General features: G+C 61.7%; 23 protein-coding genes and 1 pseudogene. 3 read left to right on the forward strand and 21 right to left on the reverse strand.

Annotation, left to right across the window (positions count from 1 at the left end; translation table 11 throughout):
• Positions 1-6: 6 nt before the first annotated feature.
• The 19 genes and pseudogenes from AC1U7K_RS12955 to AC1U7K_RS13045 all read right to left on the reverse strand — a co-directional run bounded on the left by AC1U7K_RS12955 (position 7) and on the right by AC1U7K_RS13045 (position 21,071).
• Entirely contained in the window at positions 7-852 is an 846-nt protein-coding gene (locus AC1U7K_RS12955; protein ID WP_480251810.1) for a YihY/virulence factor BrkB family protein, read from the reverse strand.
• A 27-nt stretch (positions 853-879) separates the two neighbouring features.
• Entirely contained in the window at positions 880-2,361 is a 1,482-nt protein-coding gene (locus AC1U7K_RS12960) for an NADH-quinone oxidoreductase subunit N (RefSeq protein ID WP_480251811.1), read from the reverse strand.
• Positions 2,358-3,887, reverse strand: coding sequence for an NADH-quinone oxidoreductase subunit M (locus tag AC1U7K_RS12965; RefSeq protein WP_480251812.1), 1,530 nt, complete (start codon positions 3,885-3,887; stop codon positions 2,358-2,360). The genes AC1U7K_RS12960 and AC1U7K_RS12965 overlap by 4 nt, the downstream gene beginning before the upstream one ends.
• Before the next feature lie 25 nt (positions 3,888-3,912).
• A complete protein-coding gene (gene nuoL / locus AC1U7K_RS12970) occupies positions 3,913-5,802 on the reverse strand; it encodes an NADH-quinone oxidoreductase subunit L (protein WP_480251813.1) in 1,890 nt (629 codons plus the stop codon).
• A 21-nt stretch (positions 5,803-5,823) separates the two neighbouring features.
• The gene (gene nuoK, locus AC1U7K_RS12975; protein WP_480251814.1) at positions 5,824-6,126 is read right to left on the reverse strand and encodes an NADH-quinone oxidoreductase subunit NuoK; all 303 of its coding nucleotides are present in this window, start codon (positions 6,124-6,126) and stop codon (positions 5,824-5,826) included.
• A 7-nt stretch (positions 6,127-6,133) separates the two neighbouring features.
• Positions 6,134-6,652 (reverse strand): NADH-quinone oxidoreductase subunit J family protein, encoded by a 519-nt coding sequence (locus AC1U7K_RS12980; RefSeq protein WP_480251815.1) that lies wholly within the window; start codon positions 6,650-6,652, stop codon positions 6,134-6,136.
• A gap of 2 nt (positions 6,653-6,654) precedes the next feature.
• Positions 6,655-7,194, reverse strand: coding sequence for an NADH-quinone oxidoreductase subunit NuoI (gene nuoI / locus AC1U7K_RS12985; protein WP_480251817.1), 540 nt, complete (start codon positions 7,192-7,194; stop codon positions 6,655-6,657).
• Positions 7,195-7,217: 23 nt separating this feature from the next.
• The gene (nuoH, locus tag AC1U7K_RS12990; protein ID WP_480251818.1) at positions 7,218-8,291 is read right to left on the reverse strand and encodes an NADH-quinone oxidoreductase subunit NuoH; all 1,074 of its coding nucleotides are present in this window, start codon (positions 8,289-8,291) and stop codon (positions 7,218-7,220) included.
• A gap of 31 nt (positions 8,292-8,322) precedes the next feature.
• Entirely contained in the window at positions 8,323-10,986 is a 2,664-nt protein-coding gene (nuoG, locus tag AC1U7K_RS12995) for an NADH-quinone oxidoreductase subunit NuoG (protein WP_480251820.1), read from the reverse strand.
• A complete protein-coding gene (gene nuoF / locus AC1U7K_RS13000) occupies positions 10,986-12,299 on the reverse strand; it encodes an NADH-quinone oxidoreductase subunit NuoF (RefSeq protein ID WP_480251821.1) in 1,314 nt (437 codons plus the stop codon). The genes nuoG and nuoF overlap by 1 nt, the downstream gene beginning before the upstream one ends.
• Positions 12,300-12,335: 36 nt before the next feature.
• Positions 12,336-12,869, reverse strand: a complete 534-nt coding sequence (locus AC1U7K_RS13005) for an NADH-quinone oxidoreductase subunit NuoE family protein (protein WP_480251823.1) — start codon at positions 12,867-12,869, stop codon at positions 12,336-12,338.
• Positions 12,870-12,988: 119 nt separating this feature from the next.
• Entirely contained in the window at positions 12,989-14,143 is a 1,155-nt protein-coding gene (gene nuoD, locus AC1U7K_RS13010; RefSeq protein ID WP_480251891.1) for an NADH dehydrogenase (quinone) subunit D, read from the reverse strand.
• A gap of 156 nt (positions 14,144-14,299) precedes the next feature.
• Positions 14,300-14,743 (reverse strand): annotated as a pseudogene (locus tag AC1U7K_RS13015) (NADH-quinone oxidoreductase subunit C); the annotation flags it as partial.
• 18 nt (positions 14,744-14,761) lie between these two features.
• The gene (locus AC1U7K_RS13020; RefSeq protein ID WP_480251824.1) at positions 14,762-15,241 is read right to left on the reverse strand and encodes an NADH-quinone oxidoreductase subunit B; all 480 of its coding nucleotides are present in this window, start codon (positions 15,239-15,241) and stop codon (positions 14,762-14,764) included.
• A 139-nt stretch (positions 15,242-15,380) separates the two neighbouring features.
• Positions 15,381-15,752, reverse strand: coding sequence for an NADH-quinone oxidoreductase subunit A (locus AC1U7K_RS13025; protein WP_480251825.1), 372 nt, complete (start codon positions 15,750-15,752; stop codon positions 15,381-15,383).
• Positions 15,742-16,998 carry a class I SAM-dependent methyltransferase gene (locus tag AC1U7K_RS13030; RefSeq protein WP_480251827.1) on the reverse strand — a complete coding sequence of 419 codons (1,257 nt, stop codon included), beginning with the start codon at positions 16,996-16,998 and terminating at the stop codon, positions 15,742-15,744. The genes AC1U7K_RS13025 and AC1U7K_RS13030 overlap by 11 nt, the downstream gene beginning before the upstream one ends.
• Before the next feature lie 228 nt (positions 16,999-17,226).
• The gene (gene hrpB, locus AC1U7K_RS13035) at positions 17,227-19,752 is read right to left on the reverse strand and encodes an ATP-dependent helicase HrpB (RefSeq protein ID WP_480251828.1); all 2,526 of its coding nucleotides are present in this window, start codon (positions 19,750-19,752) and stop codon (positions 17,227-17,229) included.
• Positions 19,753-19,931: 179 nt separating this feature from the next.
• Entirely contained in the window at positions 19,932-20,273 is a 342-nt protein-coding gene (locus tag AC1U7K_RS13040) for a hypothetical protein (RefSeq protein WP_480251829.1), read from the reverse strand.
• A 120-nt stretch (positions 20,274-20,393) separates the two neighbouring features.
• Positions 20,394-21,071, reverse strand: a complete 678-nt coding sequence (locus tag AC1U7K_RS13045) for a CHAP domain-containing protein (protein ID WP_480251831.1) — start codon at positions 21,069-21,071, stop codon at positions 20,394-20,396.
• A gap of 141 nt (positions 21,072-21,212) precedes the next feature.
• Between AC1U7K_RS13045 and AC1U7K_RS13050 the strand changes: the two genes are divergently transcribed.
• Together AC1U7K_RS13050 and AC1U7K_RS13055 are read left to right on the forward strand one after the other, a co-directional pair.
• Positions 21,213-22,265: a glycosyltransferase family 4 protein gene (locus AC1U7K_RS13050; RefSeq protein ID WP_480251833.1), complete on the forward strand. Its 1,053-nt coding sequence runs from the start codon at positions 21,213-21,215 to the stop codon at positions 22,263-22,265.
• Between the two features lie 9 nt (positions 22,266-22,274).
• On the forward strand, positions 22,275-22,529 hold the full coding sequence (locus tag AC1U7K_RS13055) for a SemiSWEET transporter (protein ID WP_480251834.1): 255 nt from the start codon (positions 22,275-22,277) through the stop codon (positions 22,527-22,529).
• A 44-nt stretch (positions 22,530-22,573) separates the two neighbouring features.
• On the opposite strand, the gene AC1U7K_RS13060 is transcribed toward AC1U7K_RS13055, so the two are convergent.
• Positions 22,574-24,889 (reverse strand): amylo-alpha-1,6-glucosidase, encoded by a 2,316-nt coding sequence (locus AC1U7K_RS13060; protein WP_480251835.1) that lies wholly within the window; start codon positions 24,887-24,889, stop codon positions 22,574-22,576.
• 235 nt (positions 24,890-25,124) lie between these two features.
• Here AC1U7K_RS13060 and AC1U7K_RS13065 point away from each other — a divergent pair, with 235 nt between their 5' ends.
• The gene (locus AC1U7K_RS13065) at positions 25,125-25,661 is read left to right on the forward strand and encodes a DUF4142 domain-containing protein (protein WP_480251836.1); all 537 of its coding nucleotides are present in this window, start codon (positions 25,125-25,127) and stop codon (positions 25,659-25,661) included.
• Between the two features lie 225 nt (positions 25,662-25,886).
• Here AC1U7K_RS13065 and AC1U7K_RS13070 read toward each other — a convergent pair whose 3' ends face one another.
• Positions 25,887-26,222, reverse strand: coding sequence for a PilZ domain-containing protein (locus AC1U7K_RS13070; RefSeq protein WP_480251838.1), 336 nt, complete (start codon positions 26,220-26,222; stop codon positions 25,887-25,889).
• Between the last annotated feature and the right edge of the window lie 402 nt (positions 26,223-26,624).

A 26,624-nucleotide genomic window follows, 5' to 3' on the forward strand; every position in this document is an offset into this window, starting at 1 on the left:
GTCGGTTCAATCCGACCGACGCTCGTGCCCGCCCTGCAGCCGTCTGACCGTGGCCGCGCCAAAAAGGAAAAGCATCGCGGAATAATAGACCCACAGGAGGAACAGCACGACGAACAGCAGCGATCCGTACATCCGGCTATACACGCTCAATGTCGGGACATAGCTGCTGAACACGTGCTTGACGATCTCCCAGAGCAGGCTGAAGATGAAGGCGCCGGTCACGGCGTTTCGCCACGCCGGGCGGCGCTGCGGCAGGTAGCGATAGAGACCGGCGACGGCGACGAGCACCAGAACAAAGGGAACCAGGTAAGACAGAAGGAAGCGATAGGTCATGACGATCGCCAGGTCGAACCCCGGGAGCCGAGGTGCATAGATGACAAGCAGCCCGAGGACCTGAGTCACCAAGTAGGAGACGGCGAACAGCAGGCCGACCAACGCCAACAAAACGGCGGACAAGGCCGTGGACAGGAGCGGATGGCGTTTTCGGGGTGTCCCGAACACGACGTTGACCGCGTACTCGACCTGATAGAAGACTTGCATCCCGAACCACATCGCCGTCGTCACGATGACCCACCGTGCGCCTTCGATCCCGGAGACCCGTTTGATTTCCTCCGTCAGGTCAGGCCCGAGCGTCGGCAGGAACCCGCGCAGAACATTCAGCACGAGATCGGATCCGACGTGGTGGCGCACGATGATGCTGAGGACGTAGAGCAGGACGAAGATCAGCGGGAAGAACGAGAGGAGCGAGAAAAACGCGACGGAGGCCGCGAGCGTCGTGCAGCCATGCCGGCGAAAGTCAGATACCACCTGCCGCAGCAGGCGAAACGCCGCGATCACGATGGTCGGTCGCAACGCGTGAGGCGCGCGGAAAGGCCCATGCTATTTGAGCGGGAGGATCGAATGCGTGGCGATCGTGACGAGCGCGTTCGGGAACAGGCCCAACAAGACGACGCCGGTCACGGCACAGGCCAAGACGACCGTCATCGCGGGTGAGGGCGCAAATCGTGGGAGCGCCGTGGCGGCCTCCGGCTCACGCATGTACATCACCATGACGACGCGCAGGTAGAAATAGGCCGAGACGGCGGTCAGGATCACGGCGATCACCGCCAACCACGTCAATCCGGCCTCGACCGCCGCCAGGAAGAGATAGAACTTGCCGATGAAGCCCGCGGTCGGCGGAATCCCGGCCAACGATACCATGAAGACCAGCATGAGCAGGGCCGCGATGGGCTGTCGTTTGGCGAGACCGGTGAAATCCTCGATCTCATCCCCCTCGACGCCTCCCTTGCGCAGCATCGCGACGATGCCGAACGCGCCCAGCGTCATGAACGCATAGATCACCAAATACAGCATCACGGCCGAGAGCCCGAGGGCCCGCACGCCGCTGTCTGCCTCCAGATGGCCGGCCACGACCACGCCGATCAAGGCGTACCCGGCGTGCGCGATGCTCGAATAGGCCAACATGCGCTTGATGTTCGTTTGGACGATCGCGACGATGTTGCCAAGGATCAGCGTTGCGATGCAGACGACGAGAAACAGCACCTGCCAATTCGCCTTCAACCCGCCGAGTCCGTCGAGGAAGACACGCAGGAAGGCGCCGAAGCTCGCGGCCTTCGAGGCGACTGCCATGAACGCCGTGACGGAGGTCGGCGAGCCCTCATAGACGTCCGGGGTCCACATGTGAAACGGGACGACCGCGATCTTGAACCCAAAGCCGACGACCAGGAGAATCATCGCGAGCAGCATGGCCGGGGAGTCCAATCCCACCGCATTCACGGCCGCTGCGATATCGACCAGGCGCGTGCTGCCCGCGAGGCCATAGAGCAAGGAGATGCCGTACAAGAGAATGCCTGAGGAGAAGGCGCCGAGCACGAAATACTTCGCGGACGCTTCCAAGGAGCGCGCATCGTACCGCTTGAACCCTGCGAGCACGTACAAGGACAGCGACATCAACTCCGTCCCGAGGTAGATGGTCAGGAGATCCGCCGCGGAAACCATAACCATCATCCCCGACAACGAGAGCAGCAGGAAGCCGTAATACTCGGCGAGATGGATGCCTTCCTCCTTGAGATAGGAGAACGACAGCAGGATCGTCAGTCCGGTCACGATGTACAGCAACAGCTTCCAGAAGCAGGCGTAGGGATCGATGATGACGAGATCGCTGAACGCAAGCACCGTCGTCTGCATCTGGGAAGCCGTGATGCCGAGACACATGGCGAGCGCGGCCACGCTGAGCCAGGCCAACGCCGCTTTCTTGTCACGCGGCGTGACGGGATCGAGCCCCAGCACGAGACAGGCCGCGCCCACGACGATCAACTCGGGCAGGATCGCGGCCATATCGGCCATCGAAAAGGCGATCATCGGACACCCTCGGCGTGAGAGAGCAAGGATGCTCTGTCACCTTCTGCGGTTCGACTCCGACGGTCCGCAGCCCGCACGCCCTTGTCCTGATCCAGTCGGGCGACGAGCTGATTCACGGTCGGATGCATGGGGTTGAGAATTGGCGCGGGATAGATGCCGATCCAGAACACTAGGGCGACGAGCGGCGCGAAGGTCGCCATCTCGCGGACATTCAAATCGGTGAGATGGCTGCGCTCCTCCGGCGGCCCGAACGCCACCCGTTGCACCATCCACAAGAGATAGGCCGCCGCGAGAATGATCCCCAGCGACGCGACGACCGCTGCTGCCTGGTTCCACGCGAACGTCCCGATCAGCACGAGGAACTCGCCAACGAAACTATTGGTCCCCGGTAGACCGAGTGAGGAGAGCGCGAAGATCACGAGAAAGGTCGCATACCGCGGCATCGGCCCGGCGAGCCCCCGATTATCGGCGATCAGCCGGCTGTGGGTCCGCTCATAGATCGCGCCGACGCAGAGGAAGAGCGCCCCGGTCGTAATCCCGTGGTTCACCATCTGCATCACCGCGCCTTCGATGCCCTGCTCGTTCAACGCGAAGATGCCGAGCGTGACGAATCCCATGTGGCTTACGCTGGAGTAGGCGATGAGTTTCTTGAGATCGACCTGGGCCAATGCCATGTAGGCCCCGTAGATGATGGCGATCAGCGAGAGGCCGATCATGATCGGGGTGAACACCCGTGTCGCGTCCGGGAGCATCGGGAGCGAGAACCGCAGAAAGCCGTACGTCCCCATCTTGAGCAACACGCTCGCCAGGATGACGCTGCCCGCCGTCGGCGCTTCGACGTGGGCGTCGGGCAGCCAGGTATGGAACGGGAACATCGGGACCTTTACGGCAAAAGCCACGAACAGCGCCCAGAACAGCCAGGGCTGCAGCGTGGCGGCGTATTCGACGCGGCTCAGGAGCTGAATATCGAAGGTCTGTCCGCCCTCGAAGTAGAACACGATGATCGCGACCAGCAGCAGGACGCTCCCCGCAAGGGTGTAGAGGAAAAACTTGATCGCCGCATAGAGCCGGTTCGGCCCGCCCCAGACGCCGATCAGCAAGTACATCGGAATCAGCATCGCTTCCCAGAACACGTAGAACAGGATGAAATCGAGCGCGGAGAAGACGCCGATCATCGCCATTTCCATGACCAGGAGGCTGATCAGAAATTCGCGGACCCGCGTGGTGATCGCGTGCCAGGAGGCGAGCACGCAGAGCGGCAGCAGCAACGTTGTCATGACGACGAGCGGCAGGCTGATCCCGTCGAGCCCCACGCTGTAGCTGATCGGCGGACTGGCGATCCATTCGACCCGCTGGGTGAACTGCATGTCGGCCGAGCCCGAATCGAAGCCGATCCAGAGGGGAAGCGACACGACGAAGGTCGCGAGCGTCGTGAGCAGCGCGACCGGCCGCCACAGCCGCTCGCCGAGCAGCAACAGCGCCACGACGCCCACCAGCGGCAAGAAGATGACGACGGTCAACAGCATAGAAGAGGTTGACGTTCAGGGATACTTACAAGACCAAATACATCGTCAAGATCAGTACGGCGCCGAGCGCCATACCCAACGCATAGTGCTGCGTCTGGCCGCTTTGGAGGAGCCGCATGAACCAGGCCCACCAGGCAAAGGCCCGCGCCACGCCATTCACGGCGCCGTCGATCACGGCGACGTCAACGGCGGTCCACAGCCGCTCCGCCAAGCGAAACGTCGGCCGCACGACCGTCCGATCGTACGCCTCATCGACATACCATTTGTTGAGCGAAAGCCGATACGCCTGCTGCCAGCGCCGCGCCCATCGATCCGGCAATCCTGGCGACTGGACGTACAGCACGTAGGCGAGCGCGATCCCGGCGAGGCCGGTGAGAGTGGCGACGAGCATCATGCCCACTGCTGGTGGTCCACCGTGATGCTCACCGCCGGGGAACACCGGCGCGAGAAAGCCCGGGATGCCGACATAGCCGGTCACGATGCTAAGCACGGCCAGCACGATCAAGGGCATCGTCATCGTCGAGGACGGTTCGTGCACATGACCGGCGTGATGTGGATCGACATGCGAGTCGCCCCAAAACACGACGAAGATCAGGCGAAAGCTATAGAAGGCGGTGAGAAATGCCGTCGCCACTCCGAGGATCGCGAGGATCTGTCCCAACGGACCCGCCGACCACGCGGACGCCAGGATATCGTCCTTGCTGAAGAAGCCGCTCGTGAGCGGAAAGCCGGCCAGGGCCAGCAAGCCGATCAGCATCGTCCAGTACGTCGTCGGGAGCGAGGTCTTGAGCCCGCCCATCCGGCGGATGTCCTGTTCATGATGGAGCGCGATGATCACGGAGCCGGCTGCGAGAAAGAGCAAAGCCTTGAACGCACCGTGCGTGAGTAGGTGATACATCCCCGCCGCATAGGCTCCAACCCCGCACGCCATCATCATGTAGCCGAGCTGGCTCACGGTCGAATAGGCCACGATGCGTTTGATGTCGTTTTGCGTCAACGCGATCGTCGCACCAAGGACCATCGTCGCGGCGCCGACGATCGCCACGACGTCCATGGCAACCGGCGACATTGAGTACAGCGGCGAAAGGCGGGCCACCATGAAGACGCCGGCCGTCACCATCGTCGCCGCATGGATCAACGCGGAGATCGGCGTCGGGCCTTCCATCGCATCGGGCAGCCACACGTGCAACGGAAACTGGGCCGATTTGCCGACGGCCCCGGTGAAGAGCAATAGACAGATGACGGTCAGGGTCGAGACGGTCCACGTGCCGCCGAACGGCGCCAAGAGATTTACGGTCGCGCCGGCGACGTCATCGGCTTGGGCGAAGACCAGCCGATAGTCGAGGGAGCCGAACGTGAGCCAGACAAGCAACAGGCCCAACAAGAAGCCGAAGTCGCCGATGCGGTTCACGATGAAGGCTTTCGTCGCCGCGCCGACGGCCGAAGGACGGTCGTACCAATGCCCGATCAGGAGGTACGAGCAGAGCCCGACCGCTTCCCAGAAGACGAACAACTGGAGGAAATTATCCGCCATCACGAGCATCAGCATCGAGAAGGTGAAGAGCGCGATGTAGGCGAAGAACCGTGCGTAGCCGGGCTCGCCGCGCATGTAGCCGATCGTGTAAACGTGGACGAGGGAACTCACAATCGTGACGAGCAGGAGCATCACCGCGGTGAGCCGATCGACGAAGAGGCCGAGGGTGATCTTCAAGTCGCCGGACGTGAGCCAGGTGTAGAGCGGGACGGCGATCCGGTCACCGTCGGCGATTTGCCAGAACGTGACGATCGACAGCACGAGTGAGCCGATGACGGCCGGCACCGCGATCAAATGCGCGCGCTCCTTGATCCAATGGCCGAACAGCCCCACGACGATGAAGGCCACCAGCGGCAGGAATGGGATGAGGACGTACGTCATGATCGGCGCGTCAAGAGTCCCTCACCATTTGAGCAGTTGGAATTCGTCGACGTTGATGCTCGAGCGGCTTCGGTAGAGCGCGATGATGATCGCCAATCCCACGGCGACCTCGGCGGCCGCGACCGTCAATGCGAAGAAGACGAACACCTGACCGGCGACGTTGCCAAGGTAGTGCGAAAAGGCGACGAAGTTGATATTCGTCGCGTTGAGCATCAGCTCCACGGACAGCAGAATGATGATGATGTTCCGGCGGATCAGCACGCCGACGACGCCGGTGATGAAGACCATCGCGCTGAGGACGACGTAGTAGCTCAATGGGACCATCGTGACGTTACTTCGCGCCTTCGAAGAGATCGCGCTTCGCCAGCAAGATCGCTCCAATCATCGCGACCAGGAGGATCAGCGAGGCCACCTCGAACGGGAACAGATACGTCGAGTACAGCACCTGGCCGATCGCTTCCGTATTTCCCAATGCCTCGCCGGCCGGCGACACACTTTCCGTCGATGAGACATCGCCGCCGAATCGATGTTGCAGGGTGAGAAGGACGATCTCCGTCAAAATGGTCAGGCCGAGCAGGGCCGCAATCGGCAGTTGCGCGTGATACCGCTCTTCTCGTTTCACATTCAAGAGCATGACGACGAACAGGTAGAGGACGAGGATCGCGCCCGCGTAGACAATGATTTGAACCGCCGCCAGGAATTCCGCGTGGAGCGTGACGTACAGGCCGGCAACGTGGAAAAACATGATCAAGAGGGAGAGCGCGCTGTAGATCGGATTGCGGAGCGCGACCACCAGGATGGAGGTCAGCACGATCACGCCGGCAAAGTAGAAGAAGAACGACGTCGCCACTGCTACGAGGCTTTCTGGGGAAGATGCTTGTAGGCGACGTTGAAGAACGCGACGTTCGGATGCTGGAACTCGAGGCGTTTTTCACGAACAGGGAAGGAGCGGTCGCCGATGGCCAACAGTTGTTGTTTGTTCAAGAGGAGCTGCCGCTTGTCGTACACGGACCATTCGAACTCACGCGTCATGCCGAGCGCATCGACCGGGCAGGCCTGCACGCAAAGTCCGCAGAACAGGCACCTCGTCATGTCCATGTAATATTCTTTCGCGTACCGCTTCGTCGGCTCGCCGGGTACTTCCGAGCTGACCACCCGAATCACGCGGGATGGACACGCCGCCTCACAGAGATCACACCCGACGCACTTCTCGGTGCCGTCGTCGTAGCGCAACAAGGCGAGCATCCCGCGATAGTTGCCGGGCAACGTGCGCTTCTCGTGCGGGTACTGTACTGTGATCGGTTTATAACGAAGGAGGTGCGTGAGCGTCGCCTTCATGCCGACCAGAATTTCATAGAACGTGATCGTTTTGAGCCAGGCTCTGAACGTCATATGGCGCCGGTCTTGCCGTTCGACTATCCGCGTGGGAACAAGTAAGCCGCGATCGACGTGAGCACGATGTTGCCGAGCGCGATCGGCAGCATGACCTTCCATCCGAAGCGCATCAACTGATCGTACCGGAGCCGCGGGAGCGTCGCGCGGAGCCAGAAGAACAGGAACAGGAAGAAGTACACCTTGATCGTAAACCACATGATGTTCTCGATCCAGCCGTAGTTCTCTCCGAGCACGCGTCCAATCAACGTTCCGGGATACGGGGCGTTCCACCCGCCGAGGAACAGAATTGCGGCGATGCACGACACGAGGATCATGTTCGCATATTCGGCGATGAAGAAAAATGCGAATCGCATGCCGCTGTATTCGGTAAAGAAGCCGGCGACCAACTCGCTCTCGGCCTCGGGCAGATCGAAGGGCACGCGGTTGGTTTCGGCCACCGATGAGATCACATAGACCACGAACGCCAAGAGCTGGGGCGCGGGAAAGGCAAAGGCAAACCAATGCCAAAACCCTCCGGCTTGCGCCTCGGTGATCTTGACGAGACTCAGCGAGCCGGCGAGCAACAGCACGCCGACGATCGCAAGCCCCACGTTCAACTCATAGCTGATGACCTGCGCGGCGGACCGCAACCCCCCCAGCAAGGAGTACTTGCTATTCGATGCCCAGCCGCCCAGGATGATCCCGTACGCACCGATCGACGTGAACGCGAGGATGTACAGGATGCCGATATTGATGTCGCTGATCACGAACGGCTTGAATTGAATGCCGAAGACCTCCACCGTCTCGTTCGGCCCGAACGGGATGACCGCGAAGCCGATCAGGGCGGGCACGAGCGCCAGGATTGGCGCCAGGCTGAACAGGAACTTGTTGGCCCCGGCCGGGATGATGTCCTCCTTGAAGAAGAGCTTCAGTCCATCGGCAATCGGCTGAAGGATCCCGTACGGTCCGACCTCCATGGGCCCCATCCGATCCTGCATCCACCCGAGGACCTTGCGCTCGGCGAGCGTGAGGATCATCACCGTGAGCATGACGACGCCCATGACGGCGCCGATTTGCGCCAACGACAAGGCCGCCTTCAACCCTAGTTCTGCCATTCTCTTGGCTCCCTGGAACGTTCCACGTTGATCATGAAAGCCGCTGTACCTGTACCTGTGCCGTTCGGTAATAGGGCGCCTTGGTGTCCGCATCGATGGTCATGGTCAGCAGACGACGTACGTCCTCATCGAAATGTTCGGGGAAGAAGGCAATGCCGGCCGGGAGTCGGTCCATGAGCGACACCGTCGCTTCCACTCGCCCCCGATCATTCGACAACGACACCCGGTCCCCGTTCGAGACGTGCAACTGTTCGGCGTCGGAGGGATTCAGGCCGACGAATGCGCGGTCCTGCACTCGCAACAGTCCCTTGGCCCGCCTGGAATACTTCCCCGAATGAAACAGCGTCTGACCGACGACCAAGGTCAGCACGCCTGCGACCGAGGCGTGCTCGGGCAGCCGATATCGTCGGCGCAAGTCGTGACGATACCCCTCGGTGACATAGCGTCGGACGACCTCTGGTACCGGACGCGGAGGAGTTGGCGTCGGACCGAGGAGCGCATACCCGGGGATGACCGATCGGATTTCTTTGAAAATCTCGCGCGCGTCCCCATACTCGATGGGGTAGCCCATCAGGACCGAAAGCGCGGAGAGAATTTCCCAATCCGGCCGACTCTCGCCGACGGGATTGATCGCCGCCCGGACCTGCTGGACGAGGCCTTCGGTGTTCGTGAACGTGCCGTCCTTCTCGGCATACGAGCACGCGGGCAGCACAACGTCCGCCAGCGCCGCCGTCTCGGTCATGAAGACTTCTTGGCAGACCAAAAACTCCAGCTGCTCGAGCGCGTCCCTTGTCTTCGTCGATGGCGGCAGGGATCCCACCGGGTTCTCGCCGACGACGAACAAGGCTTTCACCGTGCCGGCCCGCGCTTCGCCAAGGATCTCGGTAAGCGTGCGCGCCGGCCCCTGCGGCAACTCTTCTTTCCACACCAAGGCAAACCGCTCGTGGGCCTGCCGATCACTCACCTCCACCGGACCAGGGAGAAATTCGGCGACCGTCCCCATCTCGACGGCCCCTTGATCGTTATTTTCCTCGGCCAGTGGCGCGAACCCGCAGCCCGGCCGCCCGTGATGGCCGGTCAGCACGAGCAGATCAAGGAGATTGGTCGAAATCGCTGCGCCATCGGGTTGCCGCAGGACGCCTTGGCCGGCGAGCACGATGACCCGCTTGCCGTTCGCGATGGCCCGGGCAGCTTCTAGGAGGCAAGAGGCGCTCGTTCCGGCCGTCGCCTCGATCATCGGCCAAGAGATCGCTTGCACGGCCTCTTTGATGGCCGCGACATAGTCACCGGCCGTCTTGGACAGCTCGGCATCGATTGCGTTCTCCTCGATCAGGGCTTTGATGAGCCCAAGCACGACCGTTCCGATTCGATGGGTATGGGTGCCAAAATGATGACGGGCGAGGTTCGTGATGTTGCTGATCGTCCCGACCGCCGGCATCAACGTCTCGATGGTAACGAGCGTCGCGCCGCGTTTCTTGACCGCCTCCTTCACTCGGAGCCCAGTGATCGGATTCGCTTCGGTGACATTGGTCCCGACCAAGAGCAGCACGTCGGCCGTGGCGACGTCCTCGAACGTGACGGTCCAGCGGTGCGTTCCCTGCACGCGTCGCAATGCATGAACGCCGTTGATATGACCGTAGCGCGCGCTGCTGTCGATCTTGTTCGTACCGATCGCCAGCCGCATGAACTTCTGAAAGACGTACAGATCTTCGTTGGTGCACCGCGCGCCGATGAGCCCGGCGAAGGCGTTGGGACCTTGCTTCAATTTGATAGCGACCGACCGTTCCGCCACCGTCTCCAGCGCTTCCTCCCAGGTCGCTTCGACGAGGCGGCCATCACGACGAATCAGTGGATGGCGAAGCCGCTCCGGGTGCGTGCTGACGTGATAGCCGAAGAACCCGCGCGGGCACAGATCGCCGTTGTTGCGGCCGGAGCCTTGCGACGAGTTGACCTCGATCAACTCGTTGTTCTTGGTTTGAATCGTGATCCGACAGCCGTCCCCACAATAGGTGCAAATCGTATCGGCGCGCTTTAGCATCCACGGCCGGAACTCATACATCGACAACCGGCTGGTGATCGCGCCGACCGGACAAATCTGCACGCAGCCGCCGCAGAATTCGCACTCCAACTCATGCGGGCCGAAATGCTTGATCTCGGTCATCGTGCCGCGGCCCACCGGCGCGAGCGCTTTCACATCCATCACTTCATCACAGTAGCGGACGCAGCGGAGGCACTGCACGCACCGGTTCATCTCTTTTTCGATCAGCGGGCTGAAGTATTCTTTTTGGAAGACCCGCTTGATCTCGATGAAGCGGCTGGTCGTCGGCGTGTACTGATGCGAGAAGTCCTGAAGATCACAGCGCCCGCCTTGATCGCAGACCGGGCAGTCGAGCGGATGGTTGGCGAGAATGAACTCCAGCACGGATTTACGCGCCTGATTCACGATCGGCGTCGTGGTGCGCACCACCATGCCGTCGGCAACCGGCGTACTACAGGATGTCTGCAACTTCGGAATCTTTTCGATCTCAACGAGACACATCCGGCAATTCGCATCCGGCTTGAGCTTGGGGTGATAACAAAAATGCGGAATCATCACCCCGGCTTGCCGGGCCGCCTCGATCACCAAGGTCCCCTTGGGCACGGTGATCGACTGCCCGTCGATGGTCACTTTGACGGTGTCTGTGATAGTCGTCATCACTCGTGTCCCGCCATCGCCGGCATAATCAGGCCACCCACTCCATTCGCTTCCGCGTGCTGAATCAAGGTCTCGTACTCGTGTCTCCAGTATTTCAGCGTGCTCATGATCGGCGCCACTTCCGCATCGCCGAAGGCACAGACCGTCCGGCCGGCGATGTTCTGACACAGGTCGACGAGCGTTTCAAGGTCAGCTCGCCGGCCGTGGCCGTCCACGATCCGCCACATGGTCTGCACCAACCAGGAGCTGCCTTCGCGACACGGGGTACATTTGCCGCACGACTCGTGATAGAAAAACTCCATGAGGCGGAGCGCGGCCCACACCATGCTCGTGCCTTCCTCCATCACCGTCACGCCGCCCGACCCCAGCATCGAGCCAGCCTGGGCCACTGATTCGAAGTCGAGCTTCACATCGAGATGCTCGGGCGTGAAGAAGGCCGCCGACGCACCGCCCGGGATAATGGCCTTGAGCGGCTTACCCGACCGCATGCCGCCCGCATGCTCGTAGATCAGCTCACGAAACGTGATGCCCATCGGTACTTCGTAGTTCCCAGGCCGCTTGATGTGGCCGCTCACGCAGAACAGCCGCGTACCGGTGCTCTTGGGCGGCGAGCCGATCGAGGCGAACCACTCGGCTCCGCGATTGATGATATGAGGCAGATTGGCCAGCGTTTCGACGTTATTCACGACGGTGGGCTTTTGATAGAGCCCGTGAGTCGCGGGAAAGGGTGGTTTGACGCGGGGCAGGCCACGCTTACCTTCCAACGATTCCAGCAGCGCCGTCTCCTCCCCGCAAATGTAGGCGCCGGCCCCGCGGTGGACCCAAATGTTGACGGTGATGCCGGTGTCGAGAATATTCGCACCGACGTAGCGGGAGGCTCGCGCCTCGGCCAGCGCCCGCTCCAGAATCTGGGCGCCGAGCGCGAACTCGCCCCGTATATAGATGTAGGCCGTCTCAACCCCGATCGCATAGGACGCCAGCACGATGCCTTCGAGCAATTGATGCGGATCGCGCTCGATCAATTGGCGATCCTTGAAAGTCCCCGGCTCGCTCTCGTCGGCGTTGCAGCAGAGATATCGAGGACCGGGATGGTCTTTGGGGATAAAGCTCCACTTCACCCCGGTCGGGAATCCGGCCCCTCCCCGACCCCGCAGCCCTGATTTCTTCACCGTCTCGATGATGTCGGCCGGCGCGATTTTTCCAAGCACCTTTCGCAGCGCCTGATACCCGCCCGTCCGCTCATAGTCCGCCAGCGACCCGGCATAGCCGGGCTGCAACATATTCTTGGTCAGGATCGGCTCGTACGTCGGCATGGAGCTGTTAAAAGACTTGGACCATTGCGAACTCTGTCACGAGGCCTCCGCGCCGGTCGGCTCCGGCAAGATAAACGGCCCGCTTTTGAGTTGAGACGTTCCGTCCCGTTTCAGATCGGCGAGAATTCGATCGAGCCTGGCCTCCGTCAGGCGCTCGTAGTAATCGTCGTTGACCTGCATCATCGGTCCGGTGCCGCAGGACGCGAGGCACTCTACGGTGCTGATCGTAAACAGCTTGTCGGCCGTCGTCTCGCCCGGGCCGATTCCCAATCGGACCTTGAGCCATCTCAAGAGATCATCTGACCCGACCAGCGCGCACATCAAGGACTTGCAGACCTGAATGTGAAACTTCCCGATCGGCTTGAGCTGAAACATCGTATAGAACGTGACGACCTCATAGACCTGCGGCGGCGTGAGCCCGAGAATCCGCGCGATCTCCTTCATCGCCGCCTCGCTCACATACCCGTCTTCCTTCTGCGCCAGATACAAGAGCGGCAACAGCGCCGACCGCTTCACCGGATAGCGGGAGAGAATATCCACGATTTCGTCTTTATACTTCTCCCTTAACATTTTCTCCCTGTTTCCTCACTTCCCCGATGAGGCTGACCAGGGTAGTCCTACCTGCGCGCATCGAGGGAGCACGTTCCGATTGTGCGCCCTCTGCGAGCACGAGACTACCCTGGTCAGCCTCATCTATCACACTCGCCCATCACGATGTCGTACGTGCCGAAGATCGTGATGATGTCGGAGATGAGATAGCCTCGCGCCATATGATCGAAGGCTCCCATGTGGATGAACGACGGCGCGCGGATCTTGAGGCGATAAGGGCGCGGACTCCCGTCGCTGATGATGAAGAACCCGAGTTCCCCCTTCGGGGCCTCGGTCGCGCAGTAGGTCTCGCCCTTCGGCGGCTTGAACCCCTGCGTGAAAATGATGAAGTGGTGGATCAAGCTCTCCATGTCCCGCATGACTTTGGCTTTCGGCGGCGGAATCACTTGCGGGACGTCGGCGATGATCGGGCCGCTCGGCAATTGATCCAGGCACTGCTTGATGATCCTGGCGCTCTGCCGCATCTCCTCGATGCGAATCCAGTAGCGGTCGTAGGTATCGCCGTTTTTCCCGACCGGCACCTCCCAGTCCACCTTGTCGTAGGCGCCGTAGGGCTCTAGCTTCCGTACGTCGTATGCGACGCCCGACCCGCGCAACACCGGTCCAGTCAACCCGAAGCTGATCGCATCCTCGGCCGAGATGACCGCCACGTTCCTTGTACGTGAGAGCCAGATCCGATTGGTCATGAGCAATTCGTTGTACTCGTCGATGTGCCCCGGAAACGTGTCGAGAAAGGCTTTGAGTGAAGCGATGATGTCCGGCGTCACATCGCTGTCGACGCCGCCGATGCGGTAGTAATTGAGCGTCAGCCGCGCGCCGCAGAGCTTTTCGAACAGATCGAGCAGGACCTCGCGCTCGCGGAACGTCCAAAAGAAGACCGTCATGGCGCCGATATCGAGCGCCTGCGTGCCGAGCCAGAACAGATGGCCGATGATCCGTTGCATCTCGGCGACGATTGTGCGCACGTATTCCGCGCGCTCGGGCACCTTGATCTCGAGCAGCTTCTCGACCGTCCTCACGTAGGCATAGTTGTTCGTCATCGAGCACACGTAATCGAGCCGATCGGTGTGCGGGATGATCTGCATATAGGCCAGGCCTTCGCAGAGCTTTTCCACACCGCGATGGAGATAGCCGAGGTCCGGCGTCGCCTTCGTAATCCGCTCGCCGTCGAGCTCGAGCACGACCCGCAGGACGCCGTGCGTGCTCGGGTGCTGCGGCCCCATGTTCAGCAGCAACTCTTCGGTCCGATGCCTTCCTTTGCCGTCGCCATTTTTGGAGACGAACGGGGCTTGCTTCTCCGCCGGGATCTCGGCATCGGTCTCTTCCATCGGCGGCTCGGTGAGATCCGGAATAAAATCGAAGCGGCTTCGCCAGCCCTTCCCCTCGGCCGGGAAATCCTTCCGCAGCGGGTAGCCTTCGTCATAGTTCTCCGGCATCAAAATCCGCCTGAGATCGGGATGGCCGGAAAACTTGATGCCCATCAGGTCATAGACTTCCCGCTCCATGAACTCGGCGCCCTTCCAAATGCCGGTCACCGACGCGATGGTCGGCTCGTCTTCCGGCACGCGGGCCTTCACTCGAATCCGTCGACCGTGCGCGAGCGAGAGAAAGTGGTAGATGACCTCGAACCGCTTCGCGTCGTCCGGGTAATCGGCCGAGCAAATATCCGTGATGTGATCGAAGGCCATCACCGGATCGTCGTGAAGAAAGGCCGCCACGTCGAGCAAGCGAGCGGCGTCGACCTGAACGGCCAATTCGTTGCGCTCCGTGTCTTCGTGGACCGCGAGAACTGCTTGAGGGAACCGCGACTGCAAGGTTTCAAGAAGTGGATGCATCTGGTGGGCCGGTCCTCTTTACTTCACGAACACTTTATCCCGCTGAATCCGTTCTTGTAATTTCAAGATGCCGTCGAGCAGCGCTTCCGGCCGAGGCGGACAACCGGGGATATAGACGTCGACCGGCACGATTTGATCGACACCCTGCACGACGCTGTAGCTGTTGTAGTGATTGCCCGACGTCGCGCACGAGCCCATCGAGATCACATAGCGCGGCTCCGGCATCTGATCGTAAATCCGCCGGATGACCTCGGCCATCTTGCGGGTCACCGTACCGGCCACGATCATGAGATCCGACTGGCGCGGCGACGCACGAAAGACGCCGGCCCCGAACCGATCGATGTCATACCGGGACGACACCGTGGCGATCATCTCGATCGCACAGCACGCCAACCCAAACGTCATGGGCCACAACGCCGACTTCCGCGCCCAATTCACCAGCGCGTCCAGATTCGTCGTAATGACGTTCGCCTCAAGCTGCCGGTCAAGGAAACTCATATCCTCTCTATTTCTCCCAACACACGAGTGGGACTGAGCGGGTGGCATTGCCCTGGGCGCCCGGCCGCCCGCAACGTAAGGGACCCACTGGGGGATGGGTGGAGTGAGGACGGCCGGGCTGGGCGATGACAGGACCCGCTCAGTCCCACTCCAGCGCTCCCTTTTTCCATGCGTACCAAAACCCCACCAGCAAAATCGCGATGAACACGGCCATCTCGACCAACCCGACGAGCCCCAGTCGCTTGAAGTCCACGGCCCACGGGAACAGGAACACAAACTCGATGTCGAAGATCACGAACAGCATCGCGATGATGTAGTACCGCATCGGAAACTGCACGCGAGCGTCAGAGAACAGCGGGCTCCCGCTCTCATAGGGCCGGAGCTTGGCGCGATACGGCTTGCTCGGGCGCACGATCGACCCGGCCAACAGCGACACCGCGCCGAACCCGATCGCGATCGCAATGAAGATCAGGATCGGGATATAGTTCAGGGGTGTCGGTTCAGTCGACATGGTCGGCGTGCAGCACACCCTCCCTAAACGGCTTGTATCGCAGGCCGTCCACATCGCATGTCTGGACGCCCTTGTGCTGGATCAAGACCTTGAACGTGGTTCCCATCCCGTCGGGACGCAGCAGTTGGAGGACGGACTGAAATTCGGCCGATCCCGGCTCCAAGCGCTCTACGATGCGCTCCACCCCCAATCCCATCAAAAAGCTCAGTTGATTCGTGAAGCCGGTCGTCCGAAGCCCCTCGGCTTCGCCAACACGAGCGAGCGTCGTGAAATCCACGTGCGCCGTCATATCTTGCAAGCCGACACGGGTGTAGGGGTCTTCGGAGATCATTTGATGGTAGTAGCAAAGCAGCGTGCCGGTGCGGCGAGCCGATCCGTAGAGATCGGCGGCCGGATGGCCATAGTCGACCGTGATCACGAACCCACGCTGGAGCGAGCGAGCAAGCTCTTTCATCCACTCGACAGCCCGAAGATTCAATTCGGCACAGGTTCCCTCGCCGAAGCGAATGCCGAGCCGCGCCAGATGGGCGAGGTGCGCTTGCACCGCCGGTGACGCGCGCTGAAGCCGTTCGACAAATCTTCCGTCAACTTCATCGACGAAGACTTCTCTGATGTCGGCACCGACCACGCGAATCCGATGCACGGGAAACGCATCCACGAGCTCATTCGAGAAGAACGACCCGACGACGCTGTCCGTCCCCAACTCACCAACCGACGTCAACCAGGTCACGCGGTGCACCTGGTCGACCACCGCCGCTAGCTGCCCGCGCTGGGCGTGCTGCATGGCCGCGCTGCGCTCGATGATGACATAGCGAAGGCGCTGAAACAGTTCCGGCGCCGTCTCCCGGCAGGCTTCGAGAAGATCGCGAGCGAACCTACCCTTCCCTGCACCCATTTCGACGAACGTAAAGGGGTCCGGGCGCCCGAGATGCCGGTCCATCTGCTCGACCTGCTTCAAGACGGCTTGGGCCCATCCCGGCGAAACGTCGCTGCTGGTGTAGTAATCGCCGGACCAGCCAATGCGGTCCTCGACCAGCGTCGCGGCCGCGCCCACTTCGGCGTCCGGCTTCGCAACAAGACGGGTGTAATACCCGAGCGTCGGATGATACAGCGCGAGCTCCATGAACCGCTCGAACGAGATCGGACCGGTCTCCCTGATCTCGGCCGCAATGGCGGCAACCAAGCCAGGAAGGCCGACATCCGGGACACGGGGCGCGCGGCGCGGTTGGGGTCGTGTCGAAATCACTCGTCGTCCTGAACGTAAAAAAGAGACCTACATTAGCTTCCCCGGCAAGACCAAGTCAAGCCGGTGATCTAAGGAAAAACGAGGAAAAAGCGTGACTTATGTGATTTGGCGGATCGAGATGAAACTGGGGCAGGACAGTCGATGGTGAACACCGCAAGGAGGTCTTGCCCTGGAAGCGAGGTCGATACTCATTGAAGCGATGCCGCTCCATCGCAGCTCACATCGACTCTATGGCCGTGTCTTCGCGCGCTTGGTCGGCGCCGCGGCAAGCGGGTCTTCCGGCCACCGGTGCCTGGGATAGCGGCCGCGCAGATCCTTGCGGACGTCCTGATAGCTCGATCGCCAAAAGCCGGCGAGGTCTTGGGTCACCTGGACGGGCCGACCGGCGGGGGACAACAGATGCAGCATGACTGTGACGCGCCCCCCGGCGATGCGCGGCGTCGTTTCACACCCGAACATCTCCTGCAGGCGCACCGCCAGCACCGGCACTTCCTGTCCTTCATACTGGACCCTGACGCGTGAGCCGCTCGGCACGATCATGTGTGTCGGAGCCTGCCGGTCGAGTTCCTGTCGTTGTCGCCAGGTCAGGAGGTTGTAGAGCGGTTCGGCCAGGTCGAGCCGTTGCAGTTGGTCCAAGCGCGTGAATCCGGTAAGCGAAGGTCCCAGCCAGTCCTCCAACCGTGACACCAACGCCTCGTCCGAGAGATCCGGCCACTCGGAAGCCGGCCCATCGAGCCGACGCAAGAACTGCACGCGGGCCCGCCACTCCAGAAGCTGGTCTGTCCATGCAAGGCAGCGCAGGCCCTCCTTGCGGAGCCCTTCGATCAGCCGCGCCTTCACGCGTTCCGGATCCGGGTTCGGCAGCGGTTGATCATCGAGAACCAACGCACCCAGCCGCCGTTGCCTCCTGGCCCGCACCGCTTTGGCGCGATCATCCCATTCAATGAATTGCACCTCCCGCATCTGCTCGGCGCAGCAGCGGTTCAGTTGAGCCACCGTGATGGACGCCGCCAACCGGATCTCGGCCCACGCGTCTCCGCCCGTCAGCTCCGCCACCACCAGATACGGATGAGTGACCAGCGGGTCATGCGGAGGAAGGCGGGCACCCCGGCCATTCGACAAGACATAGCGCCCCTCCGGCCCCACCTGCCGCTGAGCGATGCGGTCGGGATATGCCGAGGCCAAGAGCAACCCGATCTCCTCGCTCTCACGGCCTCTGGGCAGAGCCGGCCCAGCGCCTGTCTTCAGGCGAAAGCGTCGCTCGTACTCATCCGCGACGCGACGGATGCGATGGAACATGTGCCGATCGACCATAAGGGTGTCGTCAGGATCGGCATGACCCCGTACCAGGTCGACTCGCACGCGTAGATCGGCCGTGGGGCGGCCGGCAGCCGGTCGCAGAATATCGCGCTCACCAAGGAGAGCAGCCAGCTCGCAGCCAATTCGCCCTGCCTTAAGCTCGACGGCGCAAAGCAGCATGTGAGCGAGGCGAGGGTGGAGCGGCAGGTCCGCCATGGCTCGCCCGTGCGGCGTCAGCGCTCCCCGCTCGTCGAGCGCGCCGAGCGAGCGCAAGAGGTCGCACGCGTGTGAGACCGAGGCCGATGGCGGTGGATCGAGCCACGTCAACTCGGCTGGGTCCGTCCGTCCCCACGCGGCAAGATCGAGGACCAGTGACGCGAGGTCGCTCTCCAGAATTTCCGGCGACCGCCGTCGCAGCAGCATCGTCTGCTCCGCTGGCGTCCACAAGCGATAGCACGCGCCCGGTTCGACCCGGCCGGCCCGCCCACGCCGTTGCTCGGCCGCATCCTGCGTGATCCGGATCGTCACCAGCCGGTTGAGGCCCACACTCGGGTCGTACCGCGCGACGCGCATGAGGCCCGCGTCGATCACCACCCGCACGCCTTCGATCGTCAGGCTCGTCTCGGCGATCGCGGTGGACAACACGAGTTTTCGCCGACCCGGCGATGTCGGCTCGATCGCCCGCTCTTGCTCGACGATCGGCAAGTCGCCGTGAAGGGGCAGGACGTCCACGTTGGCCGGCAAGGGCATCGCTTGCAGGCGCCGCTCGACGCGCCGAATCTCCGCCATGCCGGGCAGGAAGACCAGCATGCTTCCCGTCTCCTTCGTCACCACGTGTTTGATCGTCTCGGCCACGGCCTGGTCGATCGGCGTTGAGAGTGGCCGATCAGCATAGTGGGTCTCAACCGGAAAGAGCCGCCCCTCGCAACCGACGACCGGGGCGCCCCCAAGCACGCCGGCGACGGCCGAGACATCCAAGGTCGCCGACATGACGATGATGCGAAGATCCGGGCGGAACAGCCGCTGTGCGTCGAGCGTGAGGGCAAGACCAAGATCGGCCTGAAGGCTTCGCTCGTGAAACTCATCGAAGATGACGGCGCCGTAGTCCGCCAGCGAGGGATCGTGTTGCAGCAGACGCGTGAGAATGTCTTCCGTGACGACTTCAATCCGGGTCTTCTCGCTGACCCGTGTCTCGAAGCGAGTCCGGTAGCCGACCGTCTCGCCGACCGGCTCCCCGCGTCGTAACGCCATCCAATAGGCTGCCGCTCGCGCGGCCAAACGCCGCGGCTCGAGCATCACAAGCTTGCGTCCGTTCACCCACGGTTGGTCCATCAGCGCAAGAGGGATCTGCGTCGTCTTCCCCGCACCTGGCGGGGCAGTCAGCACAAGCTGGTGGCCGGTGAGAAGATGTTGGCGTACGAGGGAACGAACGGCATCGATGGGAAGTGTCGGCATTGATCAGCGCGAGGGACATCCGACCCAACAAAGCTGTCTGATGTCCGAGCTAGCGATCCTGGGGCGATGCTCGACGCAAAAGGACATCGGCCGCCACGGACAAACGAAAGCCGCAGTCATGACGACTGTTAGCGCGGTGGGAAGACGGAGTCAAATCTCGATACTGAATGACAAGGCTCTCAGCGGCGTTGTTTGCGGGTTTCGCGTTCCACGGTCTCCTCTGCCACCTGCTCACCGATGTTCTTGGTCGAGCTGGGTCCGCCGGTGTTTGCATTCGGGACCACGCCGGGATTGCCGGTCATGTCCTGAGCGACATCCACGCCCATCGGCATCCCGCCACCTGCGTTCTGCATCTGGTGGACAGGCGCCTCGCCGACGGGCACCGGCCCACCACCCGGATAGTCCTCGAAATCCTTTCCACCCGATGACTGATTGTTCGGGCTTCGCTCCTCGATTGGCTGCTCGATACGCTGGCCTGTGCGGCCACGGCCTTGTCGATCTGATCGCTCGGTGCTCATCATTCTCCTCCGTGGCTTCACGCTAGCATTGCAGTCGTTGCGGCGATCATCGGCCGGGATGCAGTCGGGGTGTCGGAAGTCGGCTGGCGAAGAGCAGGGGCTGGCGCCCGGCGAATCGAAACGTTATCGAGTCACCGTGGCGAACCCAGCGAAGAGTTGAGCGGCCAAGTAGCGGACATGATCGGAATCATCCGCTCGTTTCCGGCGAAGATAGTCATTCACGACGGTCCCGTCCGGCAAACGATGGACCGTGGGGAACCGCAGGTTCATGCGATAGCGCTCGATGGCTTTGGCTACGCGGCTGATGAACGTCACCGTCCCATCCGGGCGCACGTCCTCAACGATCCCGACATGGGTCAAGGGATCATTGGCGCGGCCGTCCCCGTTCATATCCCATGTGTTGTGGAAGAAGACCAGATCGCCGGGATGGACGACCGGACCCCGATGCACCGTCCCGTACCGTTTCGCATGCGCATAGATCAGGCGAACGCCGTTCATATCTCGGCCGGCTGCGGGGACGGCATACAGATCGATGCCTTGCTGGAGAAAGATGGCGCGCGTAACCCCGGCGCAATCGGTCGTCAGCTCGCGGCCGTGGCTTTCCAGTTCGGTGCGCCCCACGAGCTGAGCGGCCACTTGCACCGCCTGATAGCGCGTGAGCGTCGGCTGCCCTTTCTCGCAACACCGACTCACGGGGGAGAGGGTCGGATGCGGAGATGGACCGGACGCACACCCAACCACCAAGGCCATGAACGGCAGGAGCAGGATCGTTTGAACCGAAGTCGGACGCCATCGTCGCATACTGCCTAGTATAGCGAAACCCCACGAGGGTCGATGGGGCTCACTCCCTCCTTTTTCACCGTTCCGAATCCGGAACTTGTAGGACCGAACCCGATAGGTGTGCAACTGAATCTCCTTTAGTGTGAGCCCTGAGGGTGAAGTGTGCGCATCGCGCAGGTCTCCCATCTCACGGAAAGCGTTCCTCCCAAGCGATACGGGGGCGCGGAGCGGATCGTGGCCTACCTGACCGACGAACTCGTCCGGTTAGGACACGACGTCACCCTCTTCGCAAGCGGGGACAGCCGAACCACCGCGCGCTTGGAGGCTGTCTATCCGGAGGCCTTGCGCATCGCCGACGAATTTGGCCGGAGTGCGCGATTGACCGTGCTGCTCGAACGGGTCTTCCGGGGAGCGGATGACTTCGATATCATTCATTCCCATCTCGATTTCTGGGCGTTCCCGCTCATCCGTCGGTGCCCTACACCGGTCGTCACAACCGTCCACGGCCATATCCGATTGCCGGAACTGAAACAGGTGTACAAAGAATTCTCCGAGATCCCCTTGGTCTCGATCTCCGATGCTCAGCGAAAGCCATGCCCGTGGGCCAATTGGAAAGCGACGGTTCACCACGGACTTCCCGAAGACCTGTATCACTTCAATGAGGGACCAGGCCAATACCTGGCCTTCCTCGGTCGCGTGTCCCCCGAGAAGGGCCCGGAAGAAGCGATCGAAATTGCGAAACGGGCGGGCATTCCATTGAAGATTGCCGCGAAAGTCGACCCTGCCGACGAGGAATATTTTCGGGCGATCATCAAACCACTGCTCAGCCACGGCTCGATCGAATACTTGGGGGAGATTACCGACGCCGAAAAAAACGAGTTCCTGGGGCACGCGCTGGGGCTGCTCTGTCCGTTTCGCCCGGAGTCCTTCGGGCTCGTGCTGATCGAGGCACTGGCATGCGGCACACCGGTCATCGCCTACCGGCACGGGTCGTTCCCCGAAATCATCGAGAACGGCATGACGGGGTTCCTATGCGGGTCGGCGGAGGATATGGTCGAGGTGATGCCGCTGGTCTCGCGTCTGGATCGGCATCAATGTCGAGTCGCATTCGAAACGCGGTTCACGGCCGCGCGGATGGCGGCTGGGTACCTTGACATGTACGACGAACTTGCCATGGCGGGCCGTGCGCCGCTGGATCAGCCGTCGTTACCCTAATTCCACGAGATGGATCCGATCACACTGCTCGGGCTGTTGGCTGGGACGCTGACGACCATCGCGTTCGTGCCGCAACTCACGAAAACCTGGAAGACGAAGTCGGCTGAAGATATTTCCTTCGGCATGTTCGCGATCTTCTGCACGGGCGTGTTGCTGTGGCTGATCTACGGCCTGCTGATCCACGCCTTGCCGGTGATCGTCGCCAACGTCGTCACGCTGATTCTGGCCAGCGCGATCCTCGTGCTCAAAATCAAATACGGCTAACCCGCGACGGCTTCGACCGCGATTCTCGCGCACGGCCTCACCCGCTACGATTTGACGACGATGTCCAGCGGTCCCGTCGTCCTGAGGACCTTCACCGCGAAGGACCCGTCTGGCGTCCGCTGAAAGCGGAGGTCGACCTGTGCATCGGCCACCCGCAGCCGGTGCAGCTCCACCTGGTCGATGAAGTCGGGGAGCATCGGCCTCACGACGTTGAGACGACGCGCGAAGCCTTCGGGAATCAGGCCGAGCATCGCCTGCAGCATATAGGGCACGCTCCCGGCGGCCCAAGCCTGCGGGTGATTGGCGGCCGGATAGGGCACGGGCAAGTCATACTCGTCCTGGCTGAAGCCCGCAAACAATTCGGGCAACTGGTAGCCCTTGAAGTGCGTCGCGGCCTTGACCAGGCCTTCGAACAACCGAGACGCGTCATCATCGAAGCCATAGCGTCGGAATCCCGCGCAGATCAAGGCCGTATCATGCGGCCAGACGCTGCCCAGATGGTAGCCCAGCGGATTGTAGCCCTGCTCCTTTTGCGACAGCGTCCGGATGCCCCACCCGCTGAACATATCGTCCCGCATGAGACGCTCCACCGTTTGCTTGGCCTTGTCGGGATCCGCAATCCCACTCCACAGGAGATGCCCCGGGTTCGAGGCGACGACCGCCGCCGGCTGACCGTTCTTCTGGAGCGCCAGCGCGTAACAATTCTTCCGACGTAACCAGAAGTCGCGATTGAAGCGCACCTGAAGCTCGGCCGCCTCCCGCCGCAGCTGCTTGGCTCGCATCGACTCACCGGCCCGCTCGTAGAGGTCCGCCAGCCCGACCTTCGCGTCGTACGCGTAGCCCTGCGCTTCGACCACCGCGATGGGCGGCGCCGCAACAGTCCCGTCAGCATTGATGATGCCGTCGCCCGAATCCTTCCACCCTTGGTTCTCCAGTCCCTTCTCAGACATCGTCACGTACGTCAGATAGCCCTGGCGCTCGCCGTACTTTGCCATCCATTCGAGGGCCAGCTCGATCTGCGGTCGGAGTTCCTGAAACAACGCGAGACTGCCCGTCCACTGCGCATGACGAGCGAGGAGGATCAGAAAGAGCGGCGTGGCATCCACCGAGCCGTAATAGGGCGTGTGCGGAATCACCCCGAGCCGCGCCGCCTCCCCGACGCGCAGCTCGTGCAAAATTTTTCCGGGCTGCTCGTCTCGCCATTCGTTGATGCGTTGCCCCTGGTACTTCGCGAGCAACCTCAACGTCTGCTCGCTCACGGTCGGATCGTAGGCCAGGATTTGGAGGGCCGTGATCAGGCTATCCCGACCGAACAGCGTGGCGAACCAGGGCGTGCCGGCGGCGAAAAACCACTCCTGCCCCATCTTCATCCGCAGGACTTGCAGATCCCGAAATGACCGATCGATCGTCTCTTCCAGCACCATGCTGTCGCTGAACACATCGGTCACCGAGTCGAGCCATTTTTCGGACGCGCCTTGCAACTTCGCCTCGAGTTGAAACACGTCGGGCTCCACGAAGACGTTGCTCGGCTCCGCGGCACTGGCCTCCGTCGACTCGTTGATGATCAGCGACACACGGAGTTGCTTCACTTCGCGAGGCGCGAGTTTCACATCAAAATGCGCGGCCGTTCCTTCAACGCGGTCGGGTGTCGGCGAAAAATGCACCGACAGGCGGCGATGGACCCCGTCCCTGCCGTCGTACCAAAAGAACAACGCGCCGTTCTTCCACTGAGGCGTGCGCAGCATCCCGAACTTCAGCGACAAGAATTCACGGACCGCGTAGATATCCTCGAACTCGGCTCGGAAGCTCATGGAAAACGGGCATTCGACGGGCTGGTGCGCGAAGTTTTGAATCGTCAACAGTTCATCAAGGGCCTGCGCCTCACTATCGATGATCCGATGCCATTGAACTTCGATCTCCTCCCGCTGAATGACGCCGCCGTTCGGCATCTTCATCTTGAGATTCGCCAACTCGAACTTCGCCATGAAGCCGCGCCCGCCCGTCGCCGCCAACGCCACGAGCGGCGTACCGGCGAGCCGCATCTCATACCCATTGAGATAGCGGCAGTCATGAAAGTACAGCCCGAACGCGTGCCCCTCTTGAAACGGGACGCTGCCGGCAGCGTCGGCCAGAAAGAACAATTCGCCGTCCTTGATGACGATCGCCTCAGCAAGCCCGCCGCTCGGCGTCGGCCCTCTGTGCGTGGCCCTGTACGGCCGTCCTGAGGGTGCGAGCGGGCCGCTCGCGATGCGCGGCCGGACCAGATCGGGCACGGCTAGAGGCGGCAGAGCGATCAGCGGGAAAGCCAGGAACGCTCGGCGTGAGAGACGAATTTGAAAAGGGTCCAGTTCGTCGGGCATGACAGGACGCTACCACATTACCTGGGCATCGCGTCAGCGTATCTTTACTTGGTGCGGCAGTGCTGGCGCATCGGCGTGTCACCTACAAACGCTCAGCTAGCGGAACGAAGTCGGCGCCAGAGGTGCACCGATCGCTGGACACGTAAATTCGCGCGCTCGCACAGCACTTCTACTGTCGTCCCGATCGTTTCTGCTGCCCGGGCCGCCTAGGATCGAATTTGGAAGGAGGTGCGCCATGACCAAAACTATGACTGTCGCTGGTGCTCTTGTCGCGGCACTGGTTGGCCTCGCCGGCGCGGGCTTCGCGGTCGATGAGCCCACGACGGCGAAGGAACGGCAGTTCCTGCTCCACGCTTCCCGGGGCCAACGGGCTGAGATTGCGTTGGGTCAAATCGCGACGGAACGCGCCGCAAACGACAAGGTCAAAGAGTTCGGCCGTCAGATGATCGACGACCATGCCAAGGCCAACGAGGAACTGAAGCAACTCGCGTCGCAGGAAGGCGTCGCGCTGCCGAAGGATGTCGAGCTACCAACGGCGCAGCGCGAGCGCGCGCAGCGGTTCCAGCAATTGTCTGGCAACGATTTCGACCGTGCGTACATCGGCTACATGCTCCGGGAACACACGAAGGATGTCCGTGAATTCGAGCAGAGCGCGAGCGAAATCCAGGATCGAGACGTCAAGGACTGGGCGTCCAAAACGCTCCCAATTCTCAAGGGCCATTTGAAGACCGCGCGGAACATCGCTGAAGATCTCGGCATCGACATGCGATAAGGAAAAGGGCCAGCGGTCCTGTCCAGGACTGCCGGCCTTCCTCAGTGAAAGCGCGGCGAGGACACGGCTGACTGTTCGAAGCGGCGTTCAGCGAAGCTCGGAAGCCGCAAGTTTCAGCGGCGCGCCGCGTGACGCGTCCGAGCGGTCCACGCCGCTCTGTCCTTCAAGCGGAGCCGCTGCCCCGGTCCCAGGCTGCTCGCGGCGCAAGCGATTTTGAGATAGGTTCTAGGACGCGCGCCGAACGCTGTCGTTCGCCGCCCGTTCCACCGCATTGACGAAGCAAGCCCAGCGCTCTTTGTCCTGCAGATTGAAGCGCCGAAATTCCAGGCCGAACAGCATTCCGTCGGCCCATGGAACTATGGCATCAACCTTCACTGGCACAGCGTGATCCGGCAAGTGGATGTGCAGCACAAGCGTGCCACCCGCCCGAACAGAATCCTCACTGATCACACTGCACCCCGAATGAGAAAGTTCGGAGATGAGGCCTGATCCGACCCCATCATGGCTCGAAAAGCTCACCGGAACCTGAACGGCGAAACGTGGGGCACGGCGGAGTTCCATGGTCGCCCTCCGTGGATGAACGGTTGGAACGGACGATTGATGGGAAGGCCGTTGGGCGTGAAGCCGATGCTAACTCAACTCTCCGGCCAGCACAATCACTATTGCGAGTGTCCAACACCCCGCTCGCAATTTTGTTCACCCGGCGTCACGCCGTGGCTCTGTAGGTCAATATCATTCGCGCCGTTATTCACGTCTTCTGTGGAGCAATTGTGGATAACCGGGACTTGCAATTTTTGCCGGCCGCCACTGATGTGCATTCGAGCGCGTTGCCTATGATTTCAGCATTGTGGTGTGGCTTGAAACACCACAATATCTTGGTCAAGCGTTGGCGGAGGGGCATTCCACGGATCGGTCCGGCTGGTCGGTGGTGCATTGGAAGATGCTGTGAATAGCAATGACACC

Source organism: Nitrospira sp. Vd2, assembly GCF_979581665.1.